This window comes from Flavobacterium denitrificans DSM 15936, from assembly GCF_000425445.1.
Taxonomy (GTDB): Bacteria; Bacteroidota; Bacteroidia; order Flavobacteriales; family Flavobacteriaceae; genus Flavobacterium; species Flavobacterium denitrificans.
The window spans coordinates 414,837-440,504 of the sequence record NZ_AUDL01000004.1 but is presented as its reverse complement, the minus strand read 5'-3'; the positions used below and the strand labels follow the sequence as shown (position 1 = coordinate 440,504).

The window sequence follows — 25,668 nt, the reverse complement described above, 5'->3', positions numbered from 1 at the left end:
TTAGTCATAAAGTCAAAAGTCGAAAGTCAAAAGTGAAAAAGATTTAGTTACTTTGAGGAAAAGACTTTATGACTTTTGACTTTAAGACTTTACTAACTAAAAAATAACCATTTATGAATATATTAAAACGTTGTGTTTTCGGATTAAGCCTTTTGAGTTTGGCTGCAGTTTCAGTTCAATGTAAAAGCGATAAAAAAGCCGATACAGAAAAAGTTGCCACTGATGAAAAAGCTTTGGTTACTATTGAAAAATCAGAATATGGAACAACTGTAAAAGGCGAAAAAGTAGAAAGTTATAAACTGAAAAACCAAAATGGGATGGAAGTGGACATCATCACTTTTGGCGGAAGAATTACAGATTTGAAAGTGCCTAATAAAGAAGGAGTTTCAGAAAATGTAGTAATCGGATTCAATTCTTTGGCACAATATGAAAAGGAAAATCCTTTCTTCGGTGCTTTAATCGGAAGATACGGAAACCGAATTGCGAAAGGGAAATTTTTATTGGATGGAAAAGAATATCAATTAGCAATTAACAACGCGCCAAATGCTTTGCATGGTGGTCCGCAAGGATATTTTAACGTTGTGTGGAAAGCCGATGAGGTTAAATCTGGGGAAAACGCTTCTTTAAAATTATCTTATGTAAGTAAAGATATGGAAGAAGGTTATCCTGGAACTTTGAAAGTTTTTGTAACGTATACATTAACAAATGACAATCAGTTAGAGGTTTTATATGAAGCAACTACAGACAAGAAAACAGTGGTTAACTTGACACAACATTCGTATTTCAATTTATCTGGAGATTTTACAAAAACTATCCTAGATCACGAATTGACTTTAAATGCAGATAAATTAGTTCCGGTAGATGCAACTTTAATTCCGACAGGAAAATTAGAAGATGTTGCGGGAACTCCTTTCGATTTTAGAACTCCAAAATTAATTGGAAAAGACATCAATGCTAAAAATGACCAATTAGAAAAAGGAAAAGGCTACGATCACTGCTGGGTGTTGAACAATCCTGAAAAAGGAAAAACAATCATTGCAAAAGTATACCACGCAGCAAGCGGTAGAATAATGGAAATGACAACAGATGAACCTGGAATCCAGTTCTACTCAGGAAATTTCCTTGACGGAACGTTGCCAATGCCAAACGGAGGTACATTTGCACACAGAACAGGATTATGTCTAGAAACAGAACATTATCCAGATTCTCCAAACCAGAAAAATTTCCCAACAACGGTTTTGAACCCGGGAGAAAATTATAAAACGAAAACTACTTTTAAATTTTCGGTTCAAAAATAATCTTTAGAATTTGTTTAGTTAGTTCTAATTCTCTGAAAAACCTCGAAAGTGTCGGCTTTCGAGGTTTTTTTATTTGTGGTCTGCAGTGTAATAAGTAAGTTTTTTTGAATCTTGCAAAGTCGCAGAGTCGCAAAGAAATAAAAACTTTGCGTCTTCGCGACTTTGCGAGATTAATTGATTTTCTGCATCATAAAAAACTTAACTTAGCAATAAAAAGGCAAAATGAAACATCTATTCAAAGCAACGCTAAATTGGACTTCTCAACAAAATCAGAATAAATTATCTGAAAGGTACTACAGCAAAACCCATCAAATTAAAATTGAAGGAAAACCAGTTTTAGATATTTCAGCAGCAAAAGCATTCAAAGGCGATCCGTCATTATACAATCCTGAAGATTTATTATTGAGCAGTTTAGTTTCCTGCCACATGATGTCCTACTTATATGTCTGTTCTCAAAACGGAATAGAAATTCTTGAATATTCAGATCATGCCGAAGCAATTTTAGAAGTTTCTCCAGACGGAAGCGGACGTTTTGTTGAAGTAAAATTATTTCCGAAGGTAAAAATCTCAAATTCAGACCAAATTGAATTGGCATTACAATTACATCAAAAAGCAAATCAATTGTGTTTTATTGCTAATTCCTGCAATTTTTCTGTTTTGCATGAGGCGAGTTGTGAGGTTGCAATCATATAACTAATACAGGTTCATTTAATAAAATGAGGACTTAGGCGCAAAGTTATATTTACTTATATGACTTATATGGTTTAAAAAAAAGCCATAAAAAAACCTCTTCCGTTAAGAAGAGGTTTTAAGTACCCGGAGCCGGAGTCGAACCGGCACGGTTTCCCACAGGTGTTTGAGACCAGCGCGTCTACCAATTCCGCCATCCGGGCTTAGCAGACGAAAAAACAATCAAAAGTGATTATTTTAACGCAATAGAACGAAGTCATAAATGATGTCGTTCCTTTAACACGGTGCAAATGTAAAAAATAAATTTAAACATTCTAATAAAAATACTTAATTTTTTGCTTTCAGTGTTCAATAAATTTTATAAATTTGCAGCTCGTTAAAACGACGCACACACAACTAACTACAACCGAGGCAAATACATCATCTGGCTAAAACAAAAAAAAATTAGCTCAATTGACGGAAAGTCGCGGAATAAAACAACAAATTATAATGTCGCACCTAGAACCAGAAGCTAAAATTTTTGCTTGTTCACAAAGTGTTTATCTTGCAGAAAAGATTGCAAAAGACTACGGAATTCCGTTAGGAAAAGTAACGATGTCAACGTATAGTGATGGAGAATTTCAGCCATCTTACGAAGAATCAATTAGGGGTTTACGAGTATTCATCGTATGTTCAACTTTCCCATCGGCAGATAATTTGATGGAATTGTTATTAATGATTGATGCTGCAAAACGCGCATCAGCAAGACACATTACAGCTGTTATGCCTTATTTTGGTTGGGCAAGACAGGATAGAAAAGACAAACCAAGAGTTCCAATTGGAGCTAAGTTAGTAGCAAATCTGCTAACAGCTGCAGGAGCAACAAGAATCATGACGATGGATCTGCACGCAGACCAAATTCAAGGATTCTTTGAAAAACCAGTAGATCATTTATTTGCATCTACAATCTTTTTGCCTTACGTGCAAAGTTTGAATTTAGAAAATTTGACTATTGCATCTCCAGACATGGGAGGTTCAAAAAGAGCATATGCTTACTCTAAGTTTTTAGAATCAGACGTAGTAATCTGTTACAAACAAAGAAAAGCAGCCAACGTTATCGACACTATGGAATTGATTGGTGAAGTAAAAGGTCGTAACGTAATCTTAGTAGACGACATGATCGATACAGGAGGAACTTTAGCAAAAGCAGCCGACCTGATGATCGAAAAAGGAGCACTAAGCGTTCGAGCAATTTGTACACATGCGATATTATCTGGCGGTGCGTATGAAAAAATCGAAAACTCAAAATTGACAGAATTAATCGTAACCGATTCTATTCCGTTAAAAAGAGAGTCAAATAAAATTAGAGTAGTGAGTTGTGCACCTCTTTTCGCAGAAGTTATGCACATGGTGCACCACAACAATTCTATTAGCGGAAAATTCATTATGTAATTTTCGCCATAGCAAACAAGAATATTTATTTAATAACTATATTTTTTTACAATGAAATCGATTACAATTAAAGGATCAGAAAGAGAAAGCGTGGGCAAAGTGTCAACTAAAGCCTTACGTAATGCTGGAGCGGTTCCTTGCGTGTTATACGGAGGAAATCAAGCAGTACACTTCTCAGCAGACGCTGCAGCGTTCAAAAACTTGGTTTACACTCCAAACGCACACACAGTTGTGATTGAGCTTGGAAAAGGAAAATCATTCAATGCAATTTTGCAAGATATCCAAGTTCACCCTGTAACTGACAAAATTTTACACATCGACTTCTTCCAATTATTTGATGATAAAGAAATCACAATGGAAGTTCCTGTGAAAATCGTTGGTACATCTAAAGGTGTTCTTGCGGGAGGTGTTTTACGTTTAAACCAACGTAAACTAAAAGTTAAAGCTTTACCAGCAAATCTTCCTGATTTTGTTGAAGCTGACATCACTCCACTTGAAATGGGTAACAAATTATACGTTACTAAAGTTGGAAAACCAGAGTACAAAATTATGCACCCAGACAACACTGTTGTTTGTCAAGTAAGAATCTCTCGTGCTGCTATGAAAGCTGCTCAAGAGGCTGCAAAAGCTGCAAAAGCTCCTGCAAAAGGAAAGAAAAAATAATTTTTTTTCAAACTCTATACAAAAGCCTCAATCTTTCGATTGGGGCTTTTTTCTTTTTAAGCTTCTAAGTTCCTAAGATGCTAAGATGCTAAGTTTTTTTTTCTCAATATCGGGCTGGGTGAAGTCGAAGTCTTTTTAAATCATTTAATTATCATATTCTCTAATTGTCGCATTAATAATTTTTTGAAGCAGAAAATCTCCGTTTTTAAAAGTAGTGACGTTCCTGCCATCCACTAAATCTTTTCCTGGCTAAAGAAGCCAGAAAAAGGATACCGCTCCTGTCAGGGCTAGCGAGAAAGTATCTTTTTCATAAGCTTCTATCCCGATAGCTATCGGGACTAAGATGCTAAGGAAAAATCAGCTAAATCTGCGAGAGATATTTTCTTAGCGACTTTATGCAAAACCCTTGCGACCCCTGTGGTTAAAATCAACCAACAGATAATTATCTAATTTTCACATTTTCAAATTATCTAATTGTTACATTCCCTAATTAAACTTATTTTTGCCAAATGATAAAATGGATCGCAAAACTGTTTTCATCAACACAAAACGAAGAGAACACAGAAGACAATATGAAAAAATATTTAATCGTAGGATTAGGAAACATCGGCGCTGAATACGTAAACACACGACACAATATCGGATTTAAAGTACTGGATTTTTTAGCAAGAAAAGAAGGTTTGTCTTTCGAAACTGTAAAACTAGGATCTTTAGCCGAATATAAGTTTAAAGGAAGAACCTTTCTTCTTTTAAAACCAAACACTTACATGAACTTAAGTGGAAAAGCCGTAAAATATTGGATGGATAAAGAAAATATTCCGTTAGAGAATGTTTTAGTAATTACAGACGATTTAAATCTTTCATTCGGAACAATCCGAATCAAGCCAAAGGGAAGCGACGGAGGTCATAACGGACTTAAAAACATCAATTTGGTTTTAAATACACAAAACTATACTCGTTTTAGATTCGGAATCAGCGATCAATTCAAAAAAGGCCAACAAGTTGATTATGTTTTAGGAGAATGGAACGATGAAGAAAATTCGAAATTGCCTGAAAGATTAGAAATTTCATCTGAAATCATAAAATCTTTTGGAACTGCCGGTTTAGAAAATACAATGACAGCTTTCAACGGAAAGTAAATATTTTCAGGTATTTAACGTTTAAAAAAACAATTTATCGATTATTTTAATTGAATTATAACTAAATAGTATTTTCAATTCCAAAGTTAAATGTCTAAATTTGGAATAAATTATTATAAACAATAAAAATCCTAATATCATGGCTTTTGAATTACCACAATTACCTTATGCATATGATGCATTAGAACCACATATTGATGCACGTACAATGGAAATCCATCATACAAAGCACCACAATGCATATACAACAAATCTTAACGCTGCAATTGCAGGTACAGATTTAGAAGGAAAAACAATTGAAAACATATTGATTAACTTAGATAAATCTAACGCTGCAGTTCGTAACAATGGTGGAGGTTTTTACAACCACAATTTATTCTGGACGGTAATGTCTCCAAACGGAGGAGGATTGCCAACAGGTGATTTGTTAGCGGCTATTGAGTCTTCTTTTGGATCTTTCGAAGAATTTAAAGCAAAATTTGCTAAAGCTGGAGCAACTCAATTCGGTTCTGGATGGGCTTGGTTAACAGTTCAAAAAGGAGGAAAATTAGAAGTTGTAGGAACTCCAAATCAAGATAATCCATTAATGCCAGAAGTTGCTGGTCACGGTGGAACTCCAATCTTAGGAATGGATGTTTGGGAGCACGCTTACTACTTAAACTACCAAAACAGAAGACCAGATTATATTGAAGCTTTCTTCAGCGTAATTAACTGGACAGAAGTTGCAAGAAGATTTGCTTTAGATAAATAAGAAGATAGAGTAAAGAACAAAGAAAAAAGACGGATGACTTAATTGTTATTCGTCTTTTTTTGTGTTTTATATTTTCGTCTTTATTCTATTCTCTATAATCTATTTTCTTTTATCTAAAAAGGAAAAAATAAAAAAGGCGGAATCTCTTCCGCCTTTTTTGCCCCAAATCTACCATAAACTTAACCTACTAATGTTATGGTTCAGTAAATGTATGATGACTATATTTTATAAAAAACTTTTTTAGACGAATGGCAAATATATCCGATTAAGTAAGCTAAAAAGAAAATAGAGTAAAGAATATAGATTATAAAAAAAAGACGAGCACACAGTGTTCGTTTTTTTATACTCATTTTTTAAAATTCTTTCTTCTATTTTCTTTGTTCTTTTATCTAAAAAAAGAAAATAAAAAAGGCGGAATCTCTTCCGCCTTTTTTGCCCCAAATCTACCATAAACTTAACCTACTAATGTTATGGTTCAGTAAATGTATGGCGAGTATATTTGAAAAAAAAACTTTTTAGATGAATGGTCGATATTTTCGACGAAGTGATTGTAGGAGTCTGTTTTGTAAGTACTTATCTGAATAAAATAAAAAAGGTGCAATTGCTTGCACCCTTTTTGCCCCAAATCTACCATAAACTTAACCTACTAATGTTATGGTTTCCCAAAAGTATTGTAGCTTTTCATTTTTACCAAACAAACAGGATGAACGGCAAAAATAATCGATGAAATGCACAAATTAACTTTTCATTAATAGTTTTTAGTATGCTCTAGCGTCTTTTCCTTCGTAAAAATTCATGAATGCACGATTCACAACACGGTTTCCTCCAGGAGTTGGATAATCTCCTGTAAAGTACCAATCTCCTAAATTTTTAGGACATGCAACGTGAAGATCTTCTACTGTCTGGAAAATAATCTTTACTTCGGCATTAATCTCTGGAGAGCTTAACATTTCTGCAATTTTATCTGAAATTTCTTCATCTGTAAATTGGCTGTAAATTTCAGTTACATAATTTACAACATCTTGATCTGCGAAATTTTCTTGTGCTTTACATTTAGCGTAAACTTCATCTACAATATGGTAAAGGTTTCTTTCTTTCAATAAAGCGAGTGCTGCTCTAAAGGCAACTAAACCTTCTAATTTTGCCATATCAATTCCGTAACAATCCGGGTAGCGGATTTGCGGAGCAGAAGAAACAATTACGATACGTTTTGGATTCAAACGATCCATCATTTTGATGATGCTCATTTTTAATGTCGTACCACGAACGATACTGTCGTCAATAATAACCAAATTGTCTTCTGGTTTGATTACGCCGTAAGTAACGTCATAAACGTGTGCGACCAAATCGTCACGACTGCTGTCTTCAGTAATAAAAGTTCTAAGTTTAGCGTCTTTAATTGCCACTTTTTCTGTACGTATTTTTACAGCTAAAAGTTCCTGAAGTGTTTCTGCAGTAAGCGTATTCCTATTTTCTAGAATATAATTGTTTTTTCTTTGGTTCAAGAAATCTTGCGCAGCTTCAACTAAACCATAAAATGAAGTTTCAGCTGTATTTGGAATATAAGAGAAAACTGTATTGTCTGTATCGTTGTCAATTGCTTTAAGAACAGCAGGCAAAATTAATTTTCCTAAGTTTTTACGTTCTTGATAAATTTCAGCATCACTTCCTCTTGAGAAATAAATTCTTTCAAATGAACATGCTTTTTTAACGGTTGGTTCTAAGATCTGATTCATAGAAACATTTCCATTTTTCTTAATGATCAAAGCATTTCCTGGATCGATTTCCTGAACACTTTCAAAAGGTACATTAAATACAGTTTGAATAACTGGTCTTTCAGAAGCTACTACTACTACTTCATCATCCTGATAGAAGTAAGCTGGACGAATTCCTGCAGGATCTCTAAAAACGAATGCATCACCATGACCTAATAATCCGGCCATTGCGTAACCTCCATCTAAATTTTTAGCAGAACGAGCTAATATTTTTGCAATATCTAATCTTTCTGCAATTACAGGCGAAGCTTCTCTTTTAGAATAACCTTCAGCTTTGCAGTCTTGGTACAATTGCATTACTTCTTTATCTAAAAAGTGACCAATTTTTTCCATTACCGTAACAGTATCCGCCATTTCTTTTGGATGTTGTCCCAGCTCAACAAGATTTTCGAAAAGTTCTTTAACATTTGTCATGTTAAAGTTACCTGCTAAAATCAGATTACGGTGCATCCAGTTGCTTTGACGCAAAAATGGGTGAACACTTTCGATGCTGTTTTTTCCGAAAGTTCCGTAACGAACGTGTCCTAAAAACAATTCGCCAACATATGGAATTTCTGATTTTATTTTATGAATATCGTCAGCGATTTCAGGTTTTGCTTTTAACTCCTCGCTGATTCGCTCATTGATTTGTTTAAAAACATCCTGAATTGGCTGTGAATGATTAGAACGAACTCTGCTGATATAGCGTTGCCCAGGTTCAACATCCAGTTTAATGCTTGCAAAACCAGCTCCGTCTTGCCCACGGTTGTGCTGTTTTTCCATCATTAAATACATTTTCTGGATTCCGTAGAAAGCAGTTCCGTATTTTTCTTTATAATATTCAAGCGGTTTAAGAAGTCTAACTAAGGCTATACCACATTCGTGTTTTAAAGCGTCGCTCATTGTTTTTTGTTTTGTGTTGTTGTGTAAGTTGTGTGTATTAACGTAATAAAAAAAGCCCCGTTTGACCGAGGCTCTTAGGCATTATATTTCTATGTCAAACTGAGTTAACGACTTAAATTGCTGTAATCGAATCGCTACTTCGGCTTTGCTTAAATTTTCCATCCTTTCGGTTCCAAATTTCTCTACGCAGAACGAAGCTAAATTTGAACCGTAAATAATTGCATTCTTCATGTTGCCAAACGAAATGTTTTCGCTTTGTGCAATGAATCCTGAGAAACCACCTGCGAAAGTGTCTCCTGCTCCAGTTGGATCAAAAACATCTTCTAGTGGTAAAGCTGGTGCAAAAAACACTTCTCTATTATGGAATAAAAGTGCGCCGTGCTCTCCTTTTTTGATCACCACATATTTTGGTCCCATGTCCTGGATTTTAGCTGCAGCTTTCACTAATGAATATTCACCGGAAAGTTGTCTTGCTTCTTCGTCATTGATTGTAATAACATCTACACGTTTGATAACGTCTAATAGTTCAGGAAGAGCGCAGTCCATCCAAAAGTTCATTGTGTCTAAAACAACTAATTTTGGTTTTTTCTCCATTTGGTCTAAAACACTGCTTTGAACTAATGGATGTAAGTTTCCTAACATCACAACATCAGCATCTTTGTAGTTTTGAGGAACTTTTGGCTGAAAATCAGCTAAAACGTTCAGCTCAGTTACAAGAGTGTCTCTAGAATTTAAATCGTTGTGGTATAAACCACTCCAGAAAAAAGTTTTACCGCCTTTTACAATTTCGATACCAGAGATATCGATATTTTTTGAAGTCAATAAATCTAAATGTTCTTGAGGAAAATCATCACCAACTACAGAAACAATAGCCGATTGCAAGTTAAAAAATGACGCTGATAATCCGATGTAGGTTGCAGCACCACCTAAAATTTTATCTGTTTTTCCGAAAGGAGTTTCAATCGCGTCGAAAGCAACTGTTCCAACAATCAATAGTTTATTCATTTTATGAATTTCGAATTAGGGTGCAAAGATACTCTATAAGTTACAATATTGCAATGCTTTAGGTTCTCAAAATTTTCTTAAAAAAAAGATATCGATTTCGGGCTTAAAACTATTGTAAATGAGTAAATTATCTGAGGTTCTTTTGAGTGCTCAAAATATCATTTTCAGAATTAAATTGCAATATTTATTTTGGAAAAAACGCTGAAAATTTTCATTAGATTTGTTTCAACCTCAAATCTCATTTATGAAGAAAATTATAACCTTAATAATGCTGTTTTGTCTTTTGATTTCTTGTGAACGAAAAGAGCTTAATTTTTCTGAGGAAATGATTGAGAAGTTGGCTGATCCAGGTGAAGTTAAAAATGGAGTCATAAGATTACCGCCACCTCCGGCATCATTTTCAGATTTATATGTCCTAACAAATAATAATGAAATTTTGTTAAGTAGTGTGGGTGAATTATTATTCCTTTATAAAGGATATTATTCTAAAGAATTTAATTCATTTGAAAGCTTTTTAGATGCTGTTTTAAATCATGAATTTGTTTTAGATAAGAGATTATATAAAAAACCAACTTATTTAGAAAGTTTTAAACTAAACCCAAATATAGAAGAAGAATATACCGATTTAGGTTTTAATAGTTTTTTGAAAAAGTATTCAAGAGAAACAGTTTCAAAAAGATTAGCACTTAATAGGAAAATCATAAAAGAAGATGAATACTCAACTGTAGTTTATATTTTATTTAAAAATGGTTATGATATAAGTTCAGATTGTTATCTGGGAATCGATTATATTCGAAAAAGAGAAGATTCTTTTAAATAATAATTCTACAACTGATACTTCTTATCGAAATAATTTTTCAAAACCCCAATTTGAATCAGCATCATAAAAGGAACAATCATAAAAGCATACAATATGTTTTTAGAAATATGAATTCCCGAAAAGATTGAGGTAATTTTATCTGTGTACTCTTTTCCTATTTCTAAATTAGTTTCTGTTCCCGCAAAAAGAATATTATAAAGGACCAAAAGTGCTATGCTAGTTCCAATAAATATCCACATTGATGTTGAAATCAAAGGTTTATAAGGTTTGATTTTTGCTTTTTCGGCAACAAGAATTTGCGACATTAAGTTCGAAGTAAAGTCGGCAGATGGCGATTGCAAAGTGTTTTCGGCCATCATTTTATCAATAAGATTTTCTAAGTTTTTATCGCTCTCTTTCATAATACTCAACTATTTCGGGTTCTAACTGCTTCTTTAAAATGGTAGCTAATTTTTGTCGGCTTCTAAATAATTTCACTTTGACATTATTAGCATTTATATTCATGATTTTGCCAATTTCTTCTAAACTTTGATCTTCAAAATAAAACAACGTTAAAAGAAAATTGTCATCACTTGGTAACAAATTTAAACAATTTTGAATTGCCTGCTTTCGTTCTGTGTCCACTAAAGCGCTCAAAGCATTGTCCATTGTTTTTACTAAATGCGAGGAAAATTCATCTATGGAAATATTTAAATCTTCTTTTTTGTTTTTCTTCAATCGGTCTAAACAATTATTATAAGAGATTTTATAAATCCAGGTTGAAAATTTAGAATCGCCTTTAAACTTGCTCAAAGAATTATATACTTTAATAAAAGTGTCTTGCGCTGCTTCTTCGGCTTCTTCTCTATTTTTAACCATTTTGAGCGACAATGTAAAAATCATATCCTTATAACGGTCGATCAGCACGGCAAACAAATTTGTTTCGCCCTGCAGGATTCTATCGATATAATGTTGATCATTCAAAGTACTCATATTATATAGGACGACGGTTTATTATTTTAGGTTACAAGAATTTTGAAAAATAAATTGCAATTATTTAAAATCCCAAATTCTAATGTTAGATCGGTTAGAACTTTGTCAAAGTTTTAAACTTTGACAAAGTTGGCAATACGAAAAAACACACTCAAAATTAACTCATAATCAGCATGTTTTGGAATTTAAGATTTAAATTTTGAAATTTTTTCCGAAAAGCTGTAACCTCAATTTAAAAGGTATCGTCATATCGAGTATCAATCAATTATAAAAACATAAAAATTATGGGACCACAAGTTTTAGTACCACTTAGCCTTTTTGCGATGATCTTTGGGATTGTCTATCTTTTTTACTCAACAAGAAACAGAGAACGTTTGGCTCTTATAGAAAAAGGTGCCGATGCGAGTATATTTTTAAAAGGAAGAACCAAAGGAAGTTCGGCATGGAAAATCTTTGTTGTAAACGTTGCCTTCCTATTAATAGGAAGCGGTGTTGGAATTTTCCTTGCTTTGTTAATAACAACTTATACATCTCTAGACGATGATGCCGTTTATCCTTCAATTATTTTTATAATGGCCGGAATAGGTCTTTTAACAGGATTTAAAACAGCAAAAGACATAGATAAAGAAGAATAGATTTTTAAGTTAGAAATGAAAAACGCATCAAATATTTGATGCGTTTTTTTATTCTTTAGAACCAATGGTTTCATAATATTCATCAATAGAAAGTTTCGATTGCATAGATGCCATAACGGCAAGTTGATCACAGCGCTCATTTTGCGGATGATTGTTGTGGCCTTTGATCCACTTGAAATCTACCTGATGTTTTCGATATGAAACTAAAAAGCGTTTCCATAAATCTGGATTTTTTCTTCCGGCAAATTTCTTTTTTTCCCAGCCCAAAACCCATTTTTTTTCGACAGAATCGACAACGTATTTGGAATCAGAAATTACCAAAACTTTCATGTTTTCTTTTTTCAGTTTTTCCAAGCCAACAATTACAGCCAAAAGTTCCATTCGGTTATTAGTTGTCAAGCGAAAGCCTTCGTAGAATTCTTTTTTATGTGGAGTTCCTACCAATTCCATAACCACGCCGTAACCGCCGTTGCCAGGATTTCCTTTTGCCGCGCCATCTGTATATATATGTACTTCGTGATTCATTTATTTATTTTTTTACCATATAAGTGATATAAGTTCATTGAAATATTAAGGCTTATATTACTTTGTCAAATATGATAATAATTATTTATGCGTAAACTTAAATTGTCTTATATAACTTATATGGTTTAAATTTTAGAATTTGAATCTTCTAATATTCGGTGAATAATTTCAGGAAAGTGTTTTTGTTCCAGTTCATGAATCTTTTCTGCCACTGTTTCTGGTGTGTCTTCGTCTGTTAGTGCTACATTGGCTTGAAAGATAATAGCGCCTTCATCGTAGTTTTCATTTACATAATGAATAGAGATTCCGGTTTCTTTCTCCTTATTATTAACAATTGCTCTATGAATGTGCATTCCGTACATTCCCTTGCCTCCATAATTAGGCAAAAGTGCTGGGTGTATGTTGATTATCTTATTAGGATATTGTTCGATTATGTTTTCTGGAAATTTCAGTAAAAAACCAGCCAAGATTATCAAATCTGGGTCGATTTCCTGTACTTTTTGTAATACAATTCCTTCTAAAAGTTCATTTTTTGAGAAGATTTCGACAGGAATTTGATGATTTTTTGCTCTTTCAATCACTTTTGCCGAAGCATTATTTGTAAAAACAGAAACCACCTTTGCAATTTCGGTGTTCGAAAAATATTTTATAATGTTCTCTGCGTTACTTCCTGATCCTGAGGCAAAAACAATAATTTTTTTCATAAAGTTGTGTGTTTTGAGAATGCAAAAAACGGAATAAAAATCGAAAATAAATAGCTTTAAAAGACCTTTCTTGAAATTAATTTTATAAATTAGTGTTACATTTATAAACTAAATAGTTGTTTTAAAATAAAGTTTTTTATTTTTGCCAACAAATTAAATTCTAAAATTAAAGATTATGTCAGACATTGCATCAAGAGTAAAAGCGATTATCGTAGACAAATTAGGTGTTGACGAAAACGAAGTTGTAACAGAAGCAAGCTTCACTAATGATTTAGGAGCTGACTCATTAGACACTGTTGAGCTTATTATGGAATTCGAAAAAGAATTTGATATTCAAATTCCAGACGATCAAGCAGAAAACATTGCTACTGTAGGTCAAGCTATTTCTTATATCGAGGAAGCAAAAAAATAATAATACCACACCCGATTTCTAAAAATCCCAATTTTTGAAATTCCATATTCCAGTTGGAATTTGTTTTTTGATTTTTGAAATTTTTAAGAGTCGGGTGTTATTATTTTTTTTTAAAATTAAAATTCGATTGATTTTCAATCAATAAGATATATTTATATTGTAATGCCCATGGCTCTTAAGTAACATTATGTTAAGAAAGCGTGGGTTTTATTTGTTTAAAGTACAAAATACAAATTTATGGCATTAAGGCGAGTTGTTGTAACAGGATTAGGTGCACTTACTCCTATTGGGAATAATATCCAGGAATATTGGAATGCACTTGTGAATGGAGTAAGCGGAGCCGCTCCTATCACATATTATGATACAGAGAAGCATAAAACGAAATTTGCCTGCGAAGTGAAAAACTTCAATATTGAAGATTACATGGATCGCAAGGAATCTCGAAGACTAGATAAATTTGCTCAATATGCAATTGCTGCCAGTGATGAAGCTATTAAAGATGCTGGAATCACAAATGATAACCTAAACAAACAAAGAGTTGGTGTTATCTGGGGAGCAGGTATTGGCGGTTTAGAGACTTTTCAAGAAGAAGTAATGTATTATGCGAAAGGCGATGGGACTCCAAAATTCAATCCGTTTTTTATTCCAAAAATGATCGCTGATATTGCGCCTGCACATATTTCTATGCGTAATGGTTATATGGGGCCAAATTATACAACAGTTTCTGCATGTGCATCTTCTGCAAATGCATTAATTGATGCTTTCAACTACATTCGTTTAGGAATGTGTGATGTTATTGTATCTGGAGGATCTGAAGCTGCTGTTACCATTGCAGGTATGGGAGGTTTTAGCTCAATGCACGCTTTATCTACAAGAAACGAAAGTCCAGAAACAGCTTCAAGACCTTTTGACGCAACCAGAGATGGTTTTGTTTTAGGTGAAGGAGCAGGAGCTTTGGTTCTTGAAGATTATGAGCATGCAAAAGCAAGAGGTGCAAAAATCTATTGCGAAATTGGTGGCGGTGGAATGTCATCTGATGCATACCACTTAACAGCGCCACACCCAGAAGGAATTGGAGTTATTGCCGTAATGGAAAATACTTTAAGAGATGCTGGAATGACACCTGATCAAGTTGATCACATCAACACTCACGGAACTTCAACTCCTCTAGGAGACGTTGCCGAGTTAAAAGCAATTAGTGCAGTTTTTGGTGATCACGCTAAAAATATCAATATCAATTCAACAAAATCAATGACAGGACATTTGCTTGGTGCAGCTGGAGCTATTGAGGCTATTGCTTCGATTTTGGCAATGCAACATGGAATTGTTCCTCCAACGATTAACCATAGTGTTGTGGATGAAAAAATTGATCCATCTTTGAATCTTACCTTAAACAAACCTCAAAAAAGAGAGGTTAATGTTGCTATGAGCAATACTTTTGGTTTTGGTGGGCACAATGCATGTGTATTGTTTAAAAAATTTGTTGACTAATTTTCGTATATGAATATTATCAAAAAAATATTTTCTAAATCCCGTTCTCTAGAAGACGGGATTTTTTTTGACACTATTCAGAAAATTCTTGGTTTTCCGCCGGTCAATATTGAATTTTATAGAAAAGCCTTTACACATCGATCATCAAATAAGTTAGATGAACACGGACAACCAATAAATTACGAGCGATTGGAGTTTTTGGGTGATGCCATGTTAAGTGCCGTAATTGCTGCACATTTATTTAATAAAGCGCCAAATGGAGACGAAGGGTATTTGACAAAAATGCGTTCGAAAATCGTGAGTCGCGAACATTTGAATGAACTCGGAAAAGATTTAAATTTGGTTCGCTTTGTGGAGAGCAAAGTGCCAATTCAACATTTTGGAGAAAACATTCATGGCAATATTTTCGAATCATTAGTTGGAGCCATTTATTTGGACAAAGGATATTCCTTCTGCGAGCGTTTTATTCAAAAAAGAGTGATTACGCCTTATGTTGATATTGCTCGACTTGAAGGAAAAGTAATTAGTTATAAAAGTTTGGTTATCGAATGGTGTCAGAAAGAAAAGAGAGTCTTTCATTATGACATTTTTGAGGATAACGGTATTGATGGTCAGCGCTTATTTGGAGTAAAATTAAGTATAGACAATAAAGTAATCGCAAGAGCGCGAGCAACTTCAAAAAAGAAGGCAGAAGAAAAAGCATCACAAAGGGCTTATTTTGCATTTCAGGAGAAAATAGACAAGAAATAGCTACAAAAATGCTGTAACTATCTTAAAGCTATAACGTTTTCGTTTATAAATTAACAAAAACAACCACGTCATAACTATTTATGCTCCGTTAGAAATAGTATATTTACAACTTGATTTTTCATGACATGGCTATTCATAGATTGGATTTAGACGAATTTGACGAAATTGATTATTATTTAATGGCGATTCATACTTCATTAGAAGATTATAGACTGGCCTATTTTATCAATAAAATCCTTCCGATAAACTTAAGTAAGAGCAAAAACGAGATTCATGCTCAGACTAAAGAAGGAGAGGCAAATTTTTCGAGGTTTTATTATTATGATTCCGAAAAAGCAGTTTCATGGAATTTAATTCAGAATAAAAATGAAATCATTTCAGTGAGTACAAATGATTTCCAGAATTTGTTTTCTAATGAAACAAGTGAGGTTTCAACAACAATTCATTTACTTCCTGAATTCAAAAAAGTAGATTTTTTCCTGAAAATAGAGAATAGCGAGGAAACTCTAAATTTTTCAGAAATTCAACAACAATTAAATACCATAGAGAGTGTTGCAGCTATTTATGCTGTCGATACAAACAAAATAAAATCAAAAAACAATCTAATTTTTTAAAAAAAATGTTAACAAACAAGAAAACCAAAATTGTTGCTACACTTGGTCCCGCATGTAGTACAAGAGAGATTATCAAGGATATGATCGAGGCAGGGGTTAATGTGTTTAGAATCAATTTTTCGCATGCAGATTACGAAGGAGTAAAGGAAAAAATCGATATCATTAGAGGCTTAAATGAAGAGTTTGGTTATACCACAGCAATCCTTGGAGATTTGCAAGGACCAAAACTTAGAGTTGGTGTAATGGAAGAAGGAACAGTAGTACACGATGGAGACGAAATCACTTTTACTACTGCTGAAGATATTATAGGAACATCAAAAAGAGTGTTCATGAAATATCAAAACTTCCCAAATGATGTGAATCCGGGAGAGCGTATTTTGCTTGACGATGGTAAACTTATTTTTGAAATTGTTTCAACAGACAAAAAAACAGAAGTTGTTGCTAGAGTTATTCAAGGTGGAGAATTAAAATCTAAAAAAGGAGTTAATCTTCCAAACACTAAAATCTCTTTGCCAGCTTTAACTGAAAAAGATATTGCTGACGCGATTTTTGCAATCGAGCAAAAAGTAGACTGGATTGCACTTTCATTTGTGAAAACACCACGCGATTTACAAGATTTACAAGAATTAATCGCTAAGCATTCTGAGTACAAAATTCCAATCGTTGCTAAAATTGAAATGCCAGAAGCTCTTGAGAACATGGACAAAATTGTAGCATATTGCGATGGTTTGATGGTTGCTCGTGGAGATCTTGGAGTTGAACTTCCTGCTCACGAAGTGCCATTGGTACAAAAAGATTTGATCCGCAGAGCTAAAACGGCTAGAATTCCTGTTATCGTTGCAACACAAATGATGGAAACAATGATTACAAGTTTGACTCCAACAAGAGCTGAAGTAAACGACGTAGCAAACTCTGTAATGGATGGTGCTGATGCTGTAATGCTGTCTGGAGAAACTGCAACAGGAAATTATCCAGTTCAAGTAATTCAAAAAATGGCGCAAATTTGCGAAGCTGTAGAAAACTCTCCGCTTATCCAAGTGCCTCAAAATACACCACAAATCAAAACAAAACGTTTTGTTACTAAAACAGTTTGTCACCAAGCCGCTTTATTGGCAAATGAAATTGATGCAAAAGCAATTTGTACTTTGACAAACAGCGGTTATACAGCTTTTCAAATTTCAGCTTGGAGACCATCAACAGCTCATATTTTGGTATTTACTTCAAACAGAAGAATCTTAACACAATTGAATTTATTATGGGGAGTTAAATCTTTCTATTATGATAATGAAGAAAGCACAGATGATACTGTAACTGACGTAAACAAAATTGCAGTTGATAAAGGATATGCAACAAAAGGGGATTATTTAATTAACCTTGCAGCTATGCCAATTAAAGATAAAGGAATGGTGAATACCATGAGAGTTTCTGAAATAGAATAGTTTTCTTTTTTAAGATATACTAAAAGCCATTCGAAAGAATGGCTTTTTTTTTGCCTTTTTTAGGATGCTTAATTAAAGTTTAATAATTGGCGCAAAAAATTTCTTCTTTAAAAATAATAATCTACAATAATTAAAATTTTCTGTTTTGTTCAATCTCTTTTGCTAGATGGTATAACAATTTGTTGCAAAGTTCCTTTTTTAACGTTTCATTTTATAAAATGAAACCATGTCAGGGGGAAAAAAGACGGTTCTCGGTTTTTTTATTAGTTAATTTTGAGTTGCTTAAATAAAAGTTAAGAAAATCTTGTTTTTAGTTCCAACATTTTTTAGGGATCATAAAAACTTTGAAACAGCGATTTCTTAGAAAATTTTATTTATGAAAAAGTCCTGATTTTTTTTGCTTTTATAAGTACATCTCTTTATAACACTAATTATTAACGAATTTTATTACCATGAAACAATTTAAGTTTTACTGTAGATTTAATAATGCGATGATAATAGTTGCATTAATATGTTCGAGCCTCTCACTTTCGGCCCAAAACAAAAAACCAAATATTCTGGTACTTTGGGGCGATGATATTGGAACTACTAATATTAGTGCTTATAGTGATGGAGTAATGGGTTATACAACACCTAATATCGACCGCTTGGCCAATGAAGGATTACGATTTCTTCATTATTACGGAGAGCAGAGCTGTACCGCTGGACGTGCCGCTTTTTTAACTGGACAACATGGTCTTAGAACCGGACTTACAAAAGTTGGTTTCCCTGGAGCACCAATGGGAATGAGCCAGTTGGATCCTTCCGTGGGAGGAATCATGAAAAGTCTGGGTTATGTAACAGGCCAGTTTGGTAAAAACCACGTGGGTGACCGCAACGAAAGTTTGCCTACTGTAAATGGTTTTGATGAATTCTTTGGAAACCTGTATCACTTAAATGCAGAGGAAGAACCAGAATTACCAGATTACCCAAAAGATCCCGAATATTTGAAAAAATTTGGACCAAGAGGAGTTTTAAGATGTACGGCAACCAATGTTGATGATGCAACAACTGACCCTCGTTTTGGAAGAGTTGGAAAACAAAAAATTGAAGATACCGGAGCACTTACTAAAAAAAGAATGGAAACTGTAGATGATGAAACATCAGCAGCTGCTATTGACTTTATTAAAAGACAAAGTGCATCCGGAAAGCCATTTTTCTGCTGGTTTAATGCCACTCGTATGCATCTTCGCACACATGTTAGAAAAGAACATAGAGGGAGATACACACACGGAGATAGTGAATATATTGATGGTATGATTGAGCATGACGAAACTATCGGAAGTATTTTAAAAGCGTTAGATGATTTAGGAATTGCTGATAATACGATTGTTGTGTACTCTACAGATAATGGTCCTCACATGAATACATGGCCTGATGCTGCTATGACACCATATCGTTCAGAAAAAAACACAAACTGGGAAGGAGCTTTCCGTGTTCCTTGTATCGTTCGTTGGCCAGGACATATCAAACCTGGAACAGTAACTACGGAGTTAATGAGCCATAATGACTGGATTCCAACTTTTGCTTCAATTGCAGGCGAACCAGATATTGTAAATAAACTTTTAAAAGGTTATTCAGCAAACGGAAAAACTTACAAAGTGCATTTAGATGGTTTTGATCAAAGTAAATTTTTAGAAGGCAAAACACCAAAAAGTGCCAGAGATAAATTCTTCTATACAGATGATGACGGTTTATTAGTTGGTTTAAGAGAAGGCGATTACAAATATGTTTTTGCAGAACAACGTCTTGAAGGTACAATGGGAGTTTGGGCAGAACCATTTACGAAACTGCGTTTGCAAAAAATATTCAATTTGTACCAAGATCCTTATGAAAGAGCAGATATAACTTCTAATTCATTTTGGGAATGGCAGTTGAATCACGTGCAAATGATGTATGGTGCGATACAAGATGTAGTGGTATTTGCAGAAACATTTAAGGAATATCCTCCAAGATCAATTCCGCCAAGTTTCTCTGCTTACACGATTATGGAAGAAGCTATGAAAGATATTAAGGCAAAACAATATATAGAAAAAAATGTGATGCCTAAATTAAAAGAAGAGGCAGACGACGCTCCAAAAAAGAAAAAATAAAATAAAGATAATTAAAGGAAACAGGGCTTTTTTACGTCCTGTTTCTTTCACTTAATATTATTTGTTATGCAAAAAAAAATAGTACTAATTTCGATGCTTCTTTTTTTATTTGTTTCCTGTAAAAAATCAGAAGAGAAGACGGCTGTAAATCCAAAAGACAGCACAGCAGTCGTTGCTACAAGTGGTGATCCATTACCAAGTTGGAACGACGGAGCATTAAAAAAAGACATTATTGCTTATGTTGAAAAAGTAACAAAAGAAGGAAGCCCAGATTTTATTCCGGTAGAAAACAGAATAGCAACCTTTGATAATGATGGAACGCTTTGGGCTGAAAAACCATACGTTCAAGAACTTTTTGCTTTTTATAGAGTTAAAAAAATGGTCGAAGCTAATCCTGCTTTAGCACAAAAACAGCCTTTTAAAGCCGTAATCGAAAAAGATAAAACTTTCTTTGAAAAAGGTGGAGATAAAACGCTTATAGAATTAGTTGCCGCAACGCATACTGGCATGACCGAAGATGAGTTTGAAGCGTCGACAAAAGAGTTTTTCTCTGGAGCAAAATATCCTGGCAAAAATGTTCCGATAAAAAAAATCAGATACCAGCCTCAATTAGAGTTATTGGATTATCTCCGTGCAAACGGATTCAAAACTTTTATCGTTACAGGTGGAACGATTGAATTGGTTCGTGCTATATCTCAGGATTTTTACGGAATTCCGAAAGATCAAGTTGTTGGAACTTCTTTCAAATATAAATTTGATGATGCTAAAAATGCAGTTGTCAGAGAACCGGCTTTAGATCATTTTAATGATAAAGAAGGAAAACCTGTTGGTATACAATTGCATATTGGCCAACGACCAGTTTTTGCCTGCGGAAATGAAGGCGGCGCAGGAGACCTTGCTATGTTGAGATATTCTTCAGGAAATAAATATCCTTCTTTTCAATTAATCTTAAACCATAATGATTCGATTAGAGAATACAACTATCAGGAAAAAGATAATTTATCATTAAGTACCGCAGCAAAATATAAATATCATGTTGTGAGTATCAAAGATGACTGGAAAAAGGTTTTTGCAGATAAGTAATCTGATTTTTAAAGAGATAAAACTTTTAAATAAATAGTCATGAAACAAAATAAGCATTTTATAAGCCATAAGTTATTTTTTAGTGTTCTCTTTTTTGCAATATCGATGGGATGTTTTGCACAGGAAGCCGAACCAAAAGCTGGAGCAAGTGCACAAGAACTCGCTGATAAAATGGCAAATCCAGTAGCGAGTTTAATTAGCGTTCCGTTGCAAAACAATCTTACTTATGGAATTGGTCCTTATAATGGAATAAAATATCAGATCAATATTCAACCTGTGGTGCCTTTTAAATTAAGTGAAAATCTTAATTTAATTACCCGTTACATTCTTCCAGTTGTAGATCAGCAGGATGTTACTGGACAAGATACGCATGAGTTTGGTTTAAGTGATGCAACCGTAACCGCTTTTTTTGCTCCTAAAACTAAAGGAATCATCTTTGGTGCCGGTCCTGCTTTTTTAGTGCCAACCGCTACAGAAAAACTTTTAGGAACAGAAAAATTCGGAATTGGGCCAAGCGTTTTGGTCATGCATCAAGGAAAAGGACTTTCTATTGGTTTTCTAGCCAATCAAATTTGGTCTGTCGCAGGAAATGCCGATAGAGCCGATTTCAATCAGTTTTATACTCAAATATTTCTAACACATAGCTATAAAAGTGGCGCGAGTTTGGGAATTACTTCCGAAATTACGCAAAACTGGCAAGGAAATACTACCCTAATTACCGTGAGTCCAAATGTTGGTGCGATTACAAAATTGGGAGGTCAAACGATGCAATTTGCTGTTATGCCTTTAATACCAGTTGTTGGGCATCAATCTATAAAACCTGATTGGGGATTAAGAGCGGTTGTGGCATTTATATTTCCAGGGGCATAATAAATAATTTTCATGGCAGAAAAAGAATCAGATAGTACCGAAAGTTTTTTTGATCGATTAGCATCGAAAGCAGAACGCTACGATAATGGTGCAGCGATCAGAAAACAGGTGCCTCGTTCTTCGCATCAAGAATGGATACCGACTGAAAAACGTGAAGATCCTGTCGATATTTTGATTCAAACAAGTATCGGAAGGCTTGAACATTTATTGCCTATTCGCTATCGAAGAATGATCGAATCGCCATTTGCTTTTTACAGAGGAGCAGCGGCAATTATGGCGGCAGATTTAGCAAATACGCCAAATACAGGAATACAACTCCAGCTTTGTGGCGATTGTCATTTAATGAATTTTGGCGGTTTTGCAACTCCTGAACGCAAATTGGTTTTTGATATTAATGATTTTGATGAAACATTTCAAGGGCCATGGGAATGGGATGTAAAAAGATTGGCAACAAGTTTTGCAATTGCAGGAAAATGGCGAAAGTTTTCTACTAAAGATTGCAAAGCATTTGCTTGGCATGTTGCAGACAGTTACAAACGGCACATGCTCGATTACAGTAAATTATCGGCACTTCAAATTTGGTATGCTGATATTGATTTGGCTGAGCTTATCGATCTCGGAAAAGATGAAGAACTAAAAGAATTTCAGCAAAAGCGAATAAAAAAAGCAGCCGAATCTATCGCTCATGAAAAAGAATTTGCAAAAATGACGTATTTAGATGGGATTCGAGCTAGAATAAAAGATGATCCACCATTGATTTATCATCCTTCGGGTCCCGAAGAAAGTTATACCTTAAGAGAAGCTAAACAAGTTCATAAACGCTATATAGAATCTCTTCCAGAAGACAAACAAGTTTTGTTAAGCAGATATACTATGCATGATTTTGCAATAAAAGTTGTAGGTGTAGGAAGTGTTGGAACGCTCTGTGGCATAAGTTTATTAATGTCGGCAACAGGGGAACCTATTTTTTTGCAATTTAAGGAAGCGCGAAAAAGTGTATTAGAAATCAATGTAAAAAAGAGAGGCAAATATTCTCATCAAGGAGAGCGGATTGTAATGGGGCAAAAATTAATGCAGTCAGCGCCGGATATGTTTTTAGGATGGACAAATGATGATAAAGGCAAATATTTTTATATCCGCCAGCTTCGAGATGCCAAGATAAAACCAGTCATAGAAATAATGAAATCCGAAAATATGGCAGATTACGCAAAAGCCTGCGGATGGGCTCTTGCAAGGGCACACGCAAGATCTGGTGATCCGTCGATTTTATCAGGATATATTGGAAACAATAATGAGTTTGCCAATGCAATTGCTAAATTTTCAATGCTATATGCACATCAAAATGAATTGGATTACAATAAAATGGTCGATGCTGTAAAAGAAGGACGTTTGCCAATTTCAGCAGAAGTCTAATTTACGCAACCTACTTGTTTAAATTAAACAAAAGAGATTTAAAAGGAATCAAAATTTCAGAAATGAAATGCTTTAAACATTTTAAGTAAGATTTTTTGCAATAAACTATGTTAATTAAAGAAAAAAATATATCTTTAGGAGATATTAAAGCGCTGTTAGTGTTGGCTTTACAATTAATTCACATTGCTTTAACGCCCAAAGATTTTTTTTGATTTTAATACATTCGAGTTAAACTAATTTAATTATTAATTTAAATACCACAACAATGAATATTAAAAGAACAAATCTTCGTATAATTCCGTTAGTTTTATTGGGATTATTTTACAGTTGTTCCCCTACTGTAAAAGTCACCACCGATTATGATCACGCTGCAAATTTTAGTGAATATAAAACTTTCACAGTATATGATCTGAGAGCTCAAGAAGGTCAAGTAAATCAATTAAATGTTGATCGTGTTGCTAAAGCAATTCGTGCCGAAATGACTGCAAAAGGATTTGTAGAATCTTCTGATAATCCTGATTTAAAAGTAAATGCAGTTTCTATATTAAAAAACAAAACTCAAGTTACAGCCGATACTAATTTTTATGGGTACGGCGGAATGTATCGCCCATACGGATATTGGGGCGGTGGCGCTATGATGGGCGGTGGTACAACAACATTTAATTCGTACGATTATGTTGATGGCTCGCTTGTAATTGATATTGTTTCTACAAAAACCCAAAAATTGGTTTGGCAAGGAATTGGAAATGCTCAAATTGATAGCAAACCAGATAATCCGGAAGAATTTATTGCCGGTGCAATCAAAAAAATATTAGAAGGCTTTCCCCCAGGTCTCACTAAAAAATAACTTATAAATTTTTCTATAAAGCGTTATACTTATCTGAAACAAGATAAGTATAGCCTTTATGAGTTATGGTACATCACTTTCTTTTAAATTTTATTTTAAGAAAGAGCAATTATTAATTATAAAAAAACTAATATATGCTGGAAATAGTACTTTCTCTTTTCTTCGTTATGGCTACAATGGTAGGATTTGCAACATCATTTATGGTGCTGTTTTCTAAAAAAAATTACTCAAAGAGCTTTTTTTTAGGTCTGTTTCTATTTAGTCTAGCTGTTGTCAGTGTATATAATTTTTACTTGTCAGCAAATGTTTTTAATTTTTTTCCTGATCTGTTTATGATCACGAAAGCTTTTATGTTTTTAGTAGCACCATGTGCATTTTTGTATGTGCGAAATTTGTTGTTTACAGAAAATGCATTTAAAAAATATGATTGGCTTCATTTTGTGCCTTTCCTTGTTTATTTTGGTTTGACCTTTTGCGTATGGATAGGAAATATTACTCACTTTCCATTTGCACAAAGTATTTCAGCTAAAATCCAAAGTCCGTTTTCAACGTTGAGTTTGTCAGTATGGCTTATTTATGCATTTTGCCAAACTATGATGGTTTTGAATTATGATTTGGAAAAATTTAAAAAGAATCATTTCAACCGATTACAAATTATAAACTGGGTAAGAGTTTATAATTTAATGGTATTGTTTTTGTTTTCGGCACTTTTTGTCCATTACTTTTTAGTGAATAATGTTTACACAGTGGACCTGTCTTGTTATGTATTAATTTCATTTGTTCTGATTTTTACCGTGGGTTGGCTTTATTTTAAACCTCAGATATTTTATGATAATGTAGATACAAACGAGATCAGCGATAATTTTGAAATTGTTGAGGAAAATCTTATGGCAGTAAAGGAAAATGAAATAAAAAACGTAATGCCATTGGTCAAAGAATTGACAATTGAAAAAAAAGGGCAATACCTGATACAATTGGAAGAAATTTTTGCTTCAAAGGAATTGTTTCTTAAAAAAGATTTGGTTATTAGAGATATTGCCGATGAAACTGGAATATCTGTACATCATCTTTCAAATTTAATCAATTCTGAATTTGGTCTTCATTTTCAAGATTATGTCAACTTGAAAAGAATTGAATATTTTAAAGAAAAAATTAATGACCCAGACTGGAAAGATCTTTCTTTAGAAGGAATGGCTTGGGGTTCTGGTTTTAAATCAAGAACAACGTGTTTTAGAGCTTTTATCAAACACACCGGAAAATCACCTTCAGAATATTTTAAAGTAATCAGAATGAATCCCGAAAAACGAGTGCGTATTATGTAAAAAAA

25 protein-coding genes and 1 tRNA gene are annotated in these 25,668 nt (G+C 33.8%); 19 read left to right on the top strand and 7 right to left on the bottom strand.

Annotated features, from left to right (window positions below):
- Positions 1–113: 113 nt before the first annotated feature.
- On the top strand, positions 114–1,298 hold the full coding sequence (locus tag H600_RS0102000) for an aldose epimerase family protein (protein WP_026727208.1): 1,185 nt from the start codon (positions 114–116) through the stop codon (positions 1,296–1,298).
- Between the two features lie 222 nt (positions 1,299–1,520).
- Complete coding sequence (locus H600_RS0101995) at positions 1,521–1,991, top strand: OsmC family protein (protein ID WP_026727207.1); 471 nt, start codon at positions 1,521–1,523, stop codon at positions 1,989–1,991.
- A gap of 120 nt (positions 1,992–2,111) precedes the next feature.
- Here the strand turns inward: H600_RS0101995 and H600_RS0101990 are convergent.
- Positions 2,112–2,191, bottom strand: a tRNA-Leu gene (locus H600_RS0101990).
- 286 nt (positions 2,192–2,477) lie between these two features.
- Between H600_RS0101990 and H600_RS0101985 the strand changes: the two genes are divergently transcribed.
- The 4 genes from H600_RS0101985 (at position 2,478) to H600_RS0101970 (ending at position 5,972) form a co-directional block, all read left to right on the top strand.
- On the top strand, positions 2,478–3,419 hold the full coding sequence (locus H600_RS0101985) for a ribose-phosphate pyrophosphokinase (protein ID WP_026727206.1): 942 nt from the start codon (positions 2,478–2,480) through the stop codon (positions 3,417–3,419).
- A 51-nt stretch (positions 3,420–3,470) separates the two neighbouring features.
- Positions 3,471–4,082 carry a 50S ribosomal protein L25/general stress protein Ctc gene (locus H600_RS0101980; protein ID WP_026727205.1) on the top strand — a complete coding sequence of 204 codons (612 nt, stop codon included), beginning with the start codon at positions 3,471–3,473 and terminating at the stop codon, positions 4,080–4,082.
- Positions 4,083–4,591: 509 nt separating this feature from the next.
- On the top strand, positions 4,592–5,221 hold the full coding sequence (gene pth / locus H600_RS0101975) for an aminoacyl-tRNA hydrolase (RefSeq protein WP_026727204.1): 630 nt from the start codon (positions 4,592–4,594) through the stop codon (positions 5,219–5,221).
- A gap of 139 nt (positions 5,222–5,360) precedes the next feature.
- Positions 5,361–5,972 (top strand): superoxide dismutase, encoded by a 612-nt coding sequence (locus tag H600_RS0101970; protein WP_012023214.1) that lies wholly within the window; start codon positions 5,361–5,363, stop codon positions 5,970–5,972.
- A 758-nt stretch (positions 5,973–6,730) separates the two neighbouring features.
- Here H600_RS0101970 and H600_RS0101960 read toward each other — a convergent pair.
- Positions 6,731–8,629 (bottom strand): amidophosphoribosyltransferase, encoded by a 1,899-nt coding sequence (locus H600_RS0101960; RefSeq protein WP_026727202.1) that lies wholly within the window; start codon positions 8,627–8,629, stop codon positions 6,731–6,733.
- Between the two features lie 81 nt (positions 8,630–8,710).
- Positions 8,711–9,634, bottom strand: coding sequence for a PfkB family carbohydrate kinase (locus H600_RS0101955; RefSeq protein WP_026727201.1), 924 nt, complete (start codon positions 9,632–9,634; stop codon positions 8,711–8,713).
- 244 nt (positions 9,635–9,878) lie between these two features.
- Between H600_RS0101955 and H600_RS0101950 the strand changes: the two genes are divergently transcribed.
- Positions 9,879–10,454, top strand: coding sequence for a hypothetical protein (locus tag H600_RS0101950; protein ID WP_026727200.1), 576 nt, complete (start codon positions 9,879–9,881; stop codon positions 10,452–10,454).
- A gap of 5 nt (positions 10,455–10,459) precedes the next feature.
- On the opposite strand, the gene H600_RS0101945 is transcribed toward H600_RS0101950, so the two are convergent.
- Both H600_RS0101945 and H600_RS0101940 read right to left on the bottom strand, forming a co-directional pair.
- Complete coding sequence (locus tag H600_RS0101945) at positions 10,460–10,855, bottom strand: hypothetical protein (RefSeq protein ID WP_026727199.1); 396 nt, start codon at positions 10,853–10,855, stop codon at positions 10,460–10,462.
- A complete protein-coding gene (locus H600_RS0101940) occupies positions 10,839–11,426 on the bottom strand; it encodes an RNA polymerase sigma factor (protein WP_026727198.1) in 588 nt (195 codons plus the stop codon). Before H600_RS0101940 ends, H600_RS0101945 begins: the two co-directional genes overlap by 17 nt.
- Positions 11,427–11,710: 284 nt before the next feature.
- On the opposite strand from H600_RS0101940, the gene H600_RS0101935 reads away from it, so the two are divergent.
- Positions 11,711–12,061 (top strand): DUF6249 domain-containing protein, encoded by a 351-nt coding sequence (locus H600_RS0101935; RefSeq protein ID WP_026727197.1) that lies wholly within the window; start codon positions 11,711–11,713, stop codon positions 12,059–12,061.
- Positions 12,062–12,109: 48 nt separating this feature from the next.
- Here the strand turns inward: H600_RS0101935 and rnhA are convergent, their stop codons facing one another.
- Positions 12,110–12,586, bottom strand: coding sequence for a ribonuclease HI (rnhA, locus tag H600_RS0101930; protein WP_026727196.1), 477 nt, complete (start codon positions 12,584–12,586; stop codon positions 12,110–12,112).
- 125 nt (positions 12,587–12,711) lie between these two features.
- On the bottom strand, positions 12,712–13,290 hold the full coding sequence (gene purN, locus H600_RS0101925) for a phosphoribosylglycinamide formyltransferase (RefSeq protein ID WP_026727195.1): 579 nt from the start codon (positions 13,288–13,290) through the stop codon (positions 12,712–12,714).
- Positions 13,291–13,465: 175 nt separating this feature from the next.
- Here purN and H600_RS0101920 point away from each other — a divergent pair, with 175 nt between their 5' ends.
- From H600_RS0101920 to H600_RS0101860, 11 genes are all read left to right on the top strand, one after another.
- Positions 13,466–13,702: an acyl carrier protein gene (locus tag H600_RS0101920; protein WP_007137004.1), complete on the top strand. Its 237-nt coding sequence runs from the start codon at positions 13,466–13,468 to the stop codon at positions 13,700–13,702.
- A gap of 237 nt (positions 13,703–13,939) precedes the next feature.
- Positions 13,940–15,193, top strand: coding sequence for a beta-ketoacyl-ACP synthase II (gene fabF / locus H600_RS0101910; RefSeq protein WP_026727194.1), 1,254 nt, complete (start codon positions 13,940–13,942; stop codon positions 15,191–15,193).
- Between the two features lie 9 nt (positions 15,194–15,202).
- Positions 15,203–15,943, top strand: coding sequence for a ribonuclease III (gene rnc, locus H600_RS0101905; RefSeq protein WP_026727193.1), 741 nt, complete (start codon positions 15,203–15,205; stop codon positions 15,941–15,943).
- A 125-nt stretch (positions 15,944–16,068) separates the two neighbouring features.
- Positions 16,069–16,557, top strand: a complete 489-nt coding sequence (locus H600_RS0101900) for an IPExxxVDY family protein (RefSeq protein ID WP_026727192.1) — start codon at positions 16,069–16,071, stop codon at positions 16,555–16,557.
- A gap of 5 nt (positions 16,558–16,562) precedes the next feature.
- On the top strand, positions 16,563–17,996 hold the full coding sequence (gene pyk / locus H600_RS0101895) for a pyruvate kinase (RefSeq protein WP_026727191.1): 1,434 nt from the start codon (positions 16,563–16,565) through the stop codon (positions 17,994–17,996).
- 491 nt (positions 17,997–18,487) lie between these two features.
- Complete coding sequence (locus H600_RS0101890; RefSeq protein ID WP_245176530.1) at positions 18,488–20,128, top strand: arylsulfatase; 1,641 nt, start codon at positions 18,488–18,490, stop codon at positions 20,126–20,128.
- A gap of 66 nt (positions 20,129–20,194) precedes the next feature.
- The gene (locus H600_RS0101885; RefSeq protein ID WP_026727189.1) at positions 20,195–21,211 is read left to right on the top strand and encodes an HAD family hydrolase; all 1,017 of its coding nucleotides are present in this window, start codon (positions 20,195–20,197) and stop codon (positions 21,209–21,211) included.
- Positions 21,212–21,250: 39 nt separating this feature from the next.
- Entirely contained in the window at positions 21,251–22,081 is an 831-nt protein-coding gene (locus H600_RS0101880; protein ID WP_026727188.1) for a hypothetical protein, read from the top strand.
- Between the two features lie 12 nt (positions 22,082–22,093).
- Positions 22,094–23,494, top strand: coding sequence for a DUF2252 domain-containing protein (locus tag H600_RS0101875; protein WP_026727187.1), 1,401 nt, complete (start codon positions 22,094–22,096; stop codon positions 23,492–23,494).
- A gap of 265 nt (positions 23,495–23,759) precedes the next feature.
- Positions 23,760–24,341, top strand: coding sequence for a DUF4136 domain-containing protein (locus H600_RS0101865; RefSeq protein WP_026727186.1), 582 nt, complete (start codon positions 23,760–23,762; stop codon positions 24,339–24,341).
- A gap of 350 nt (positions 24,342–24,691) precedes the next feature.
- The gene (locus tag H600_RS0101860; protein ID WP_245176529.1) at positions 24,692–25,663 is read left to right on the top strand and encodes a helix-turn-helix domain-containing protein; all 972 of its coding nucleotides are present in this window, start codon (positions 24,692–24,694) and stop codon (positions 25,661–25,663) included.
- Positions 25,664–25,668 lie beyond the last annotated feature (5 nt).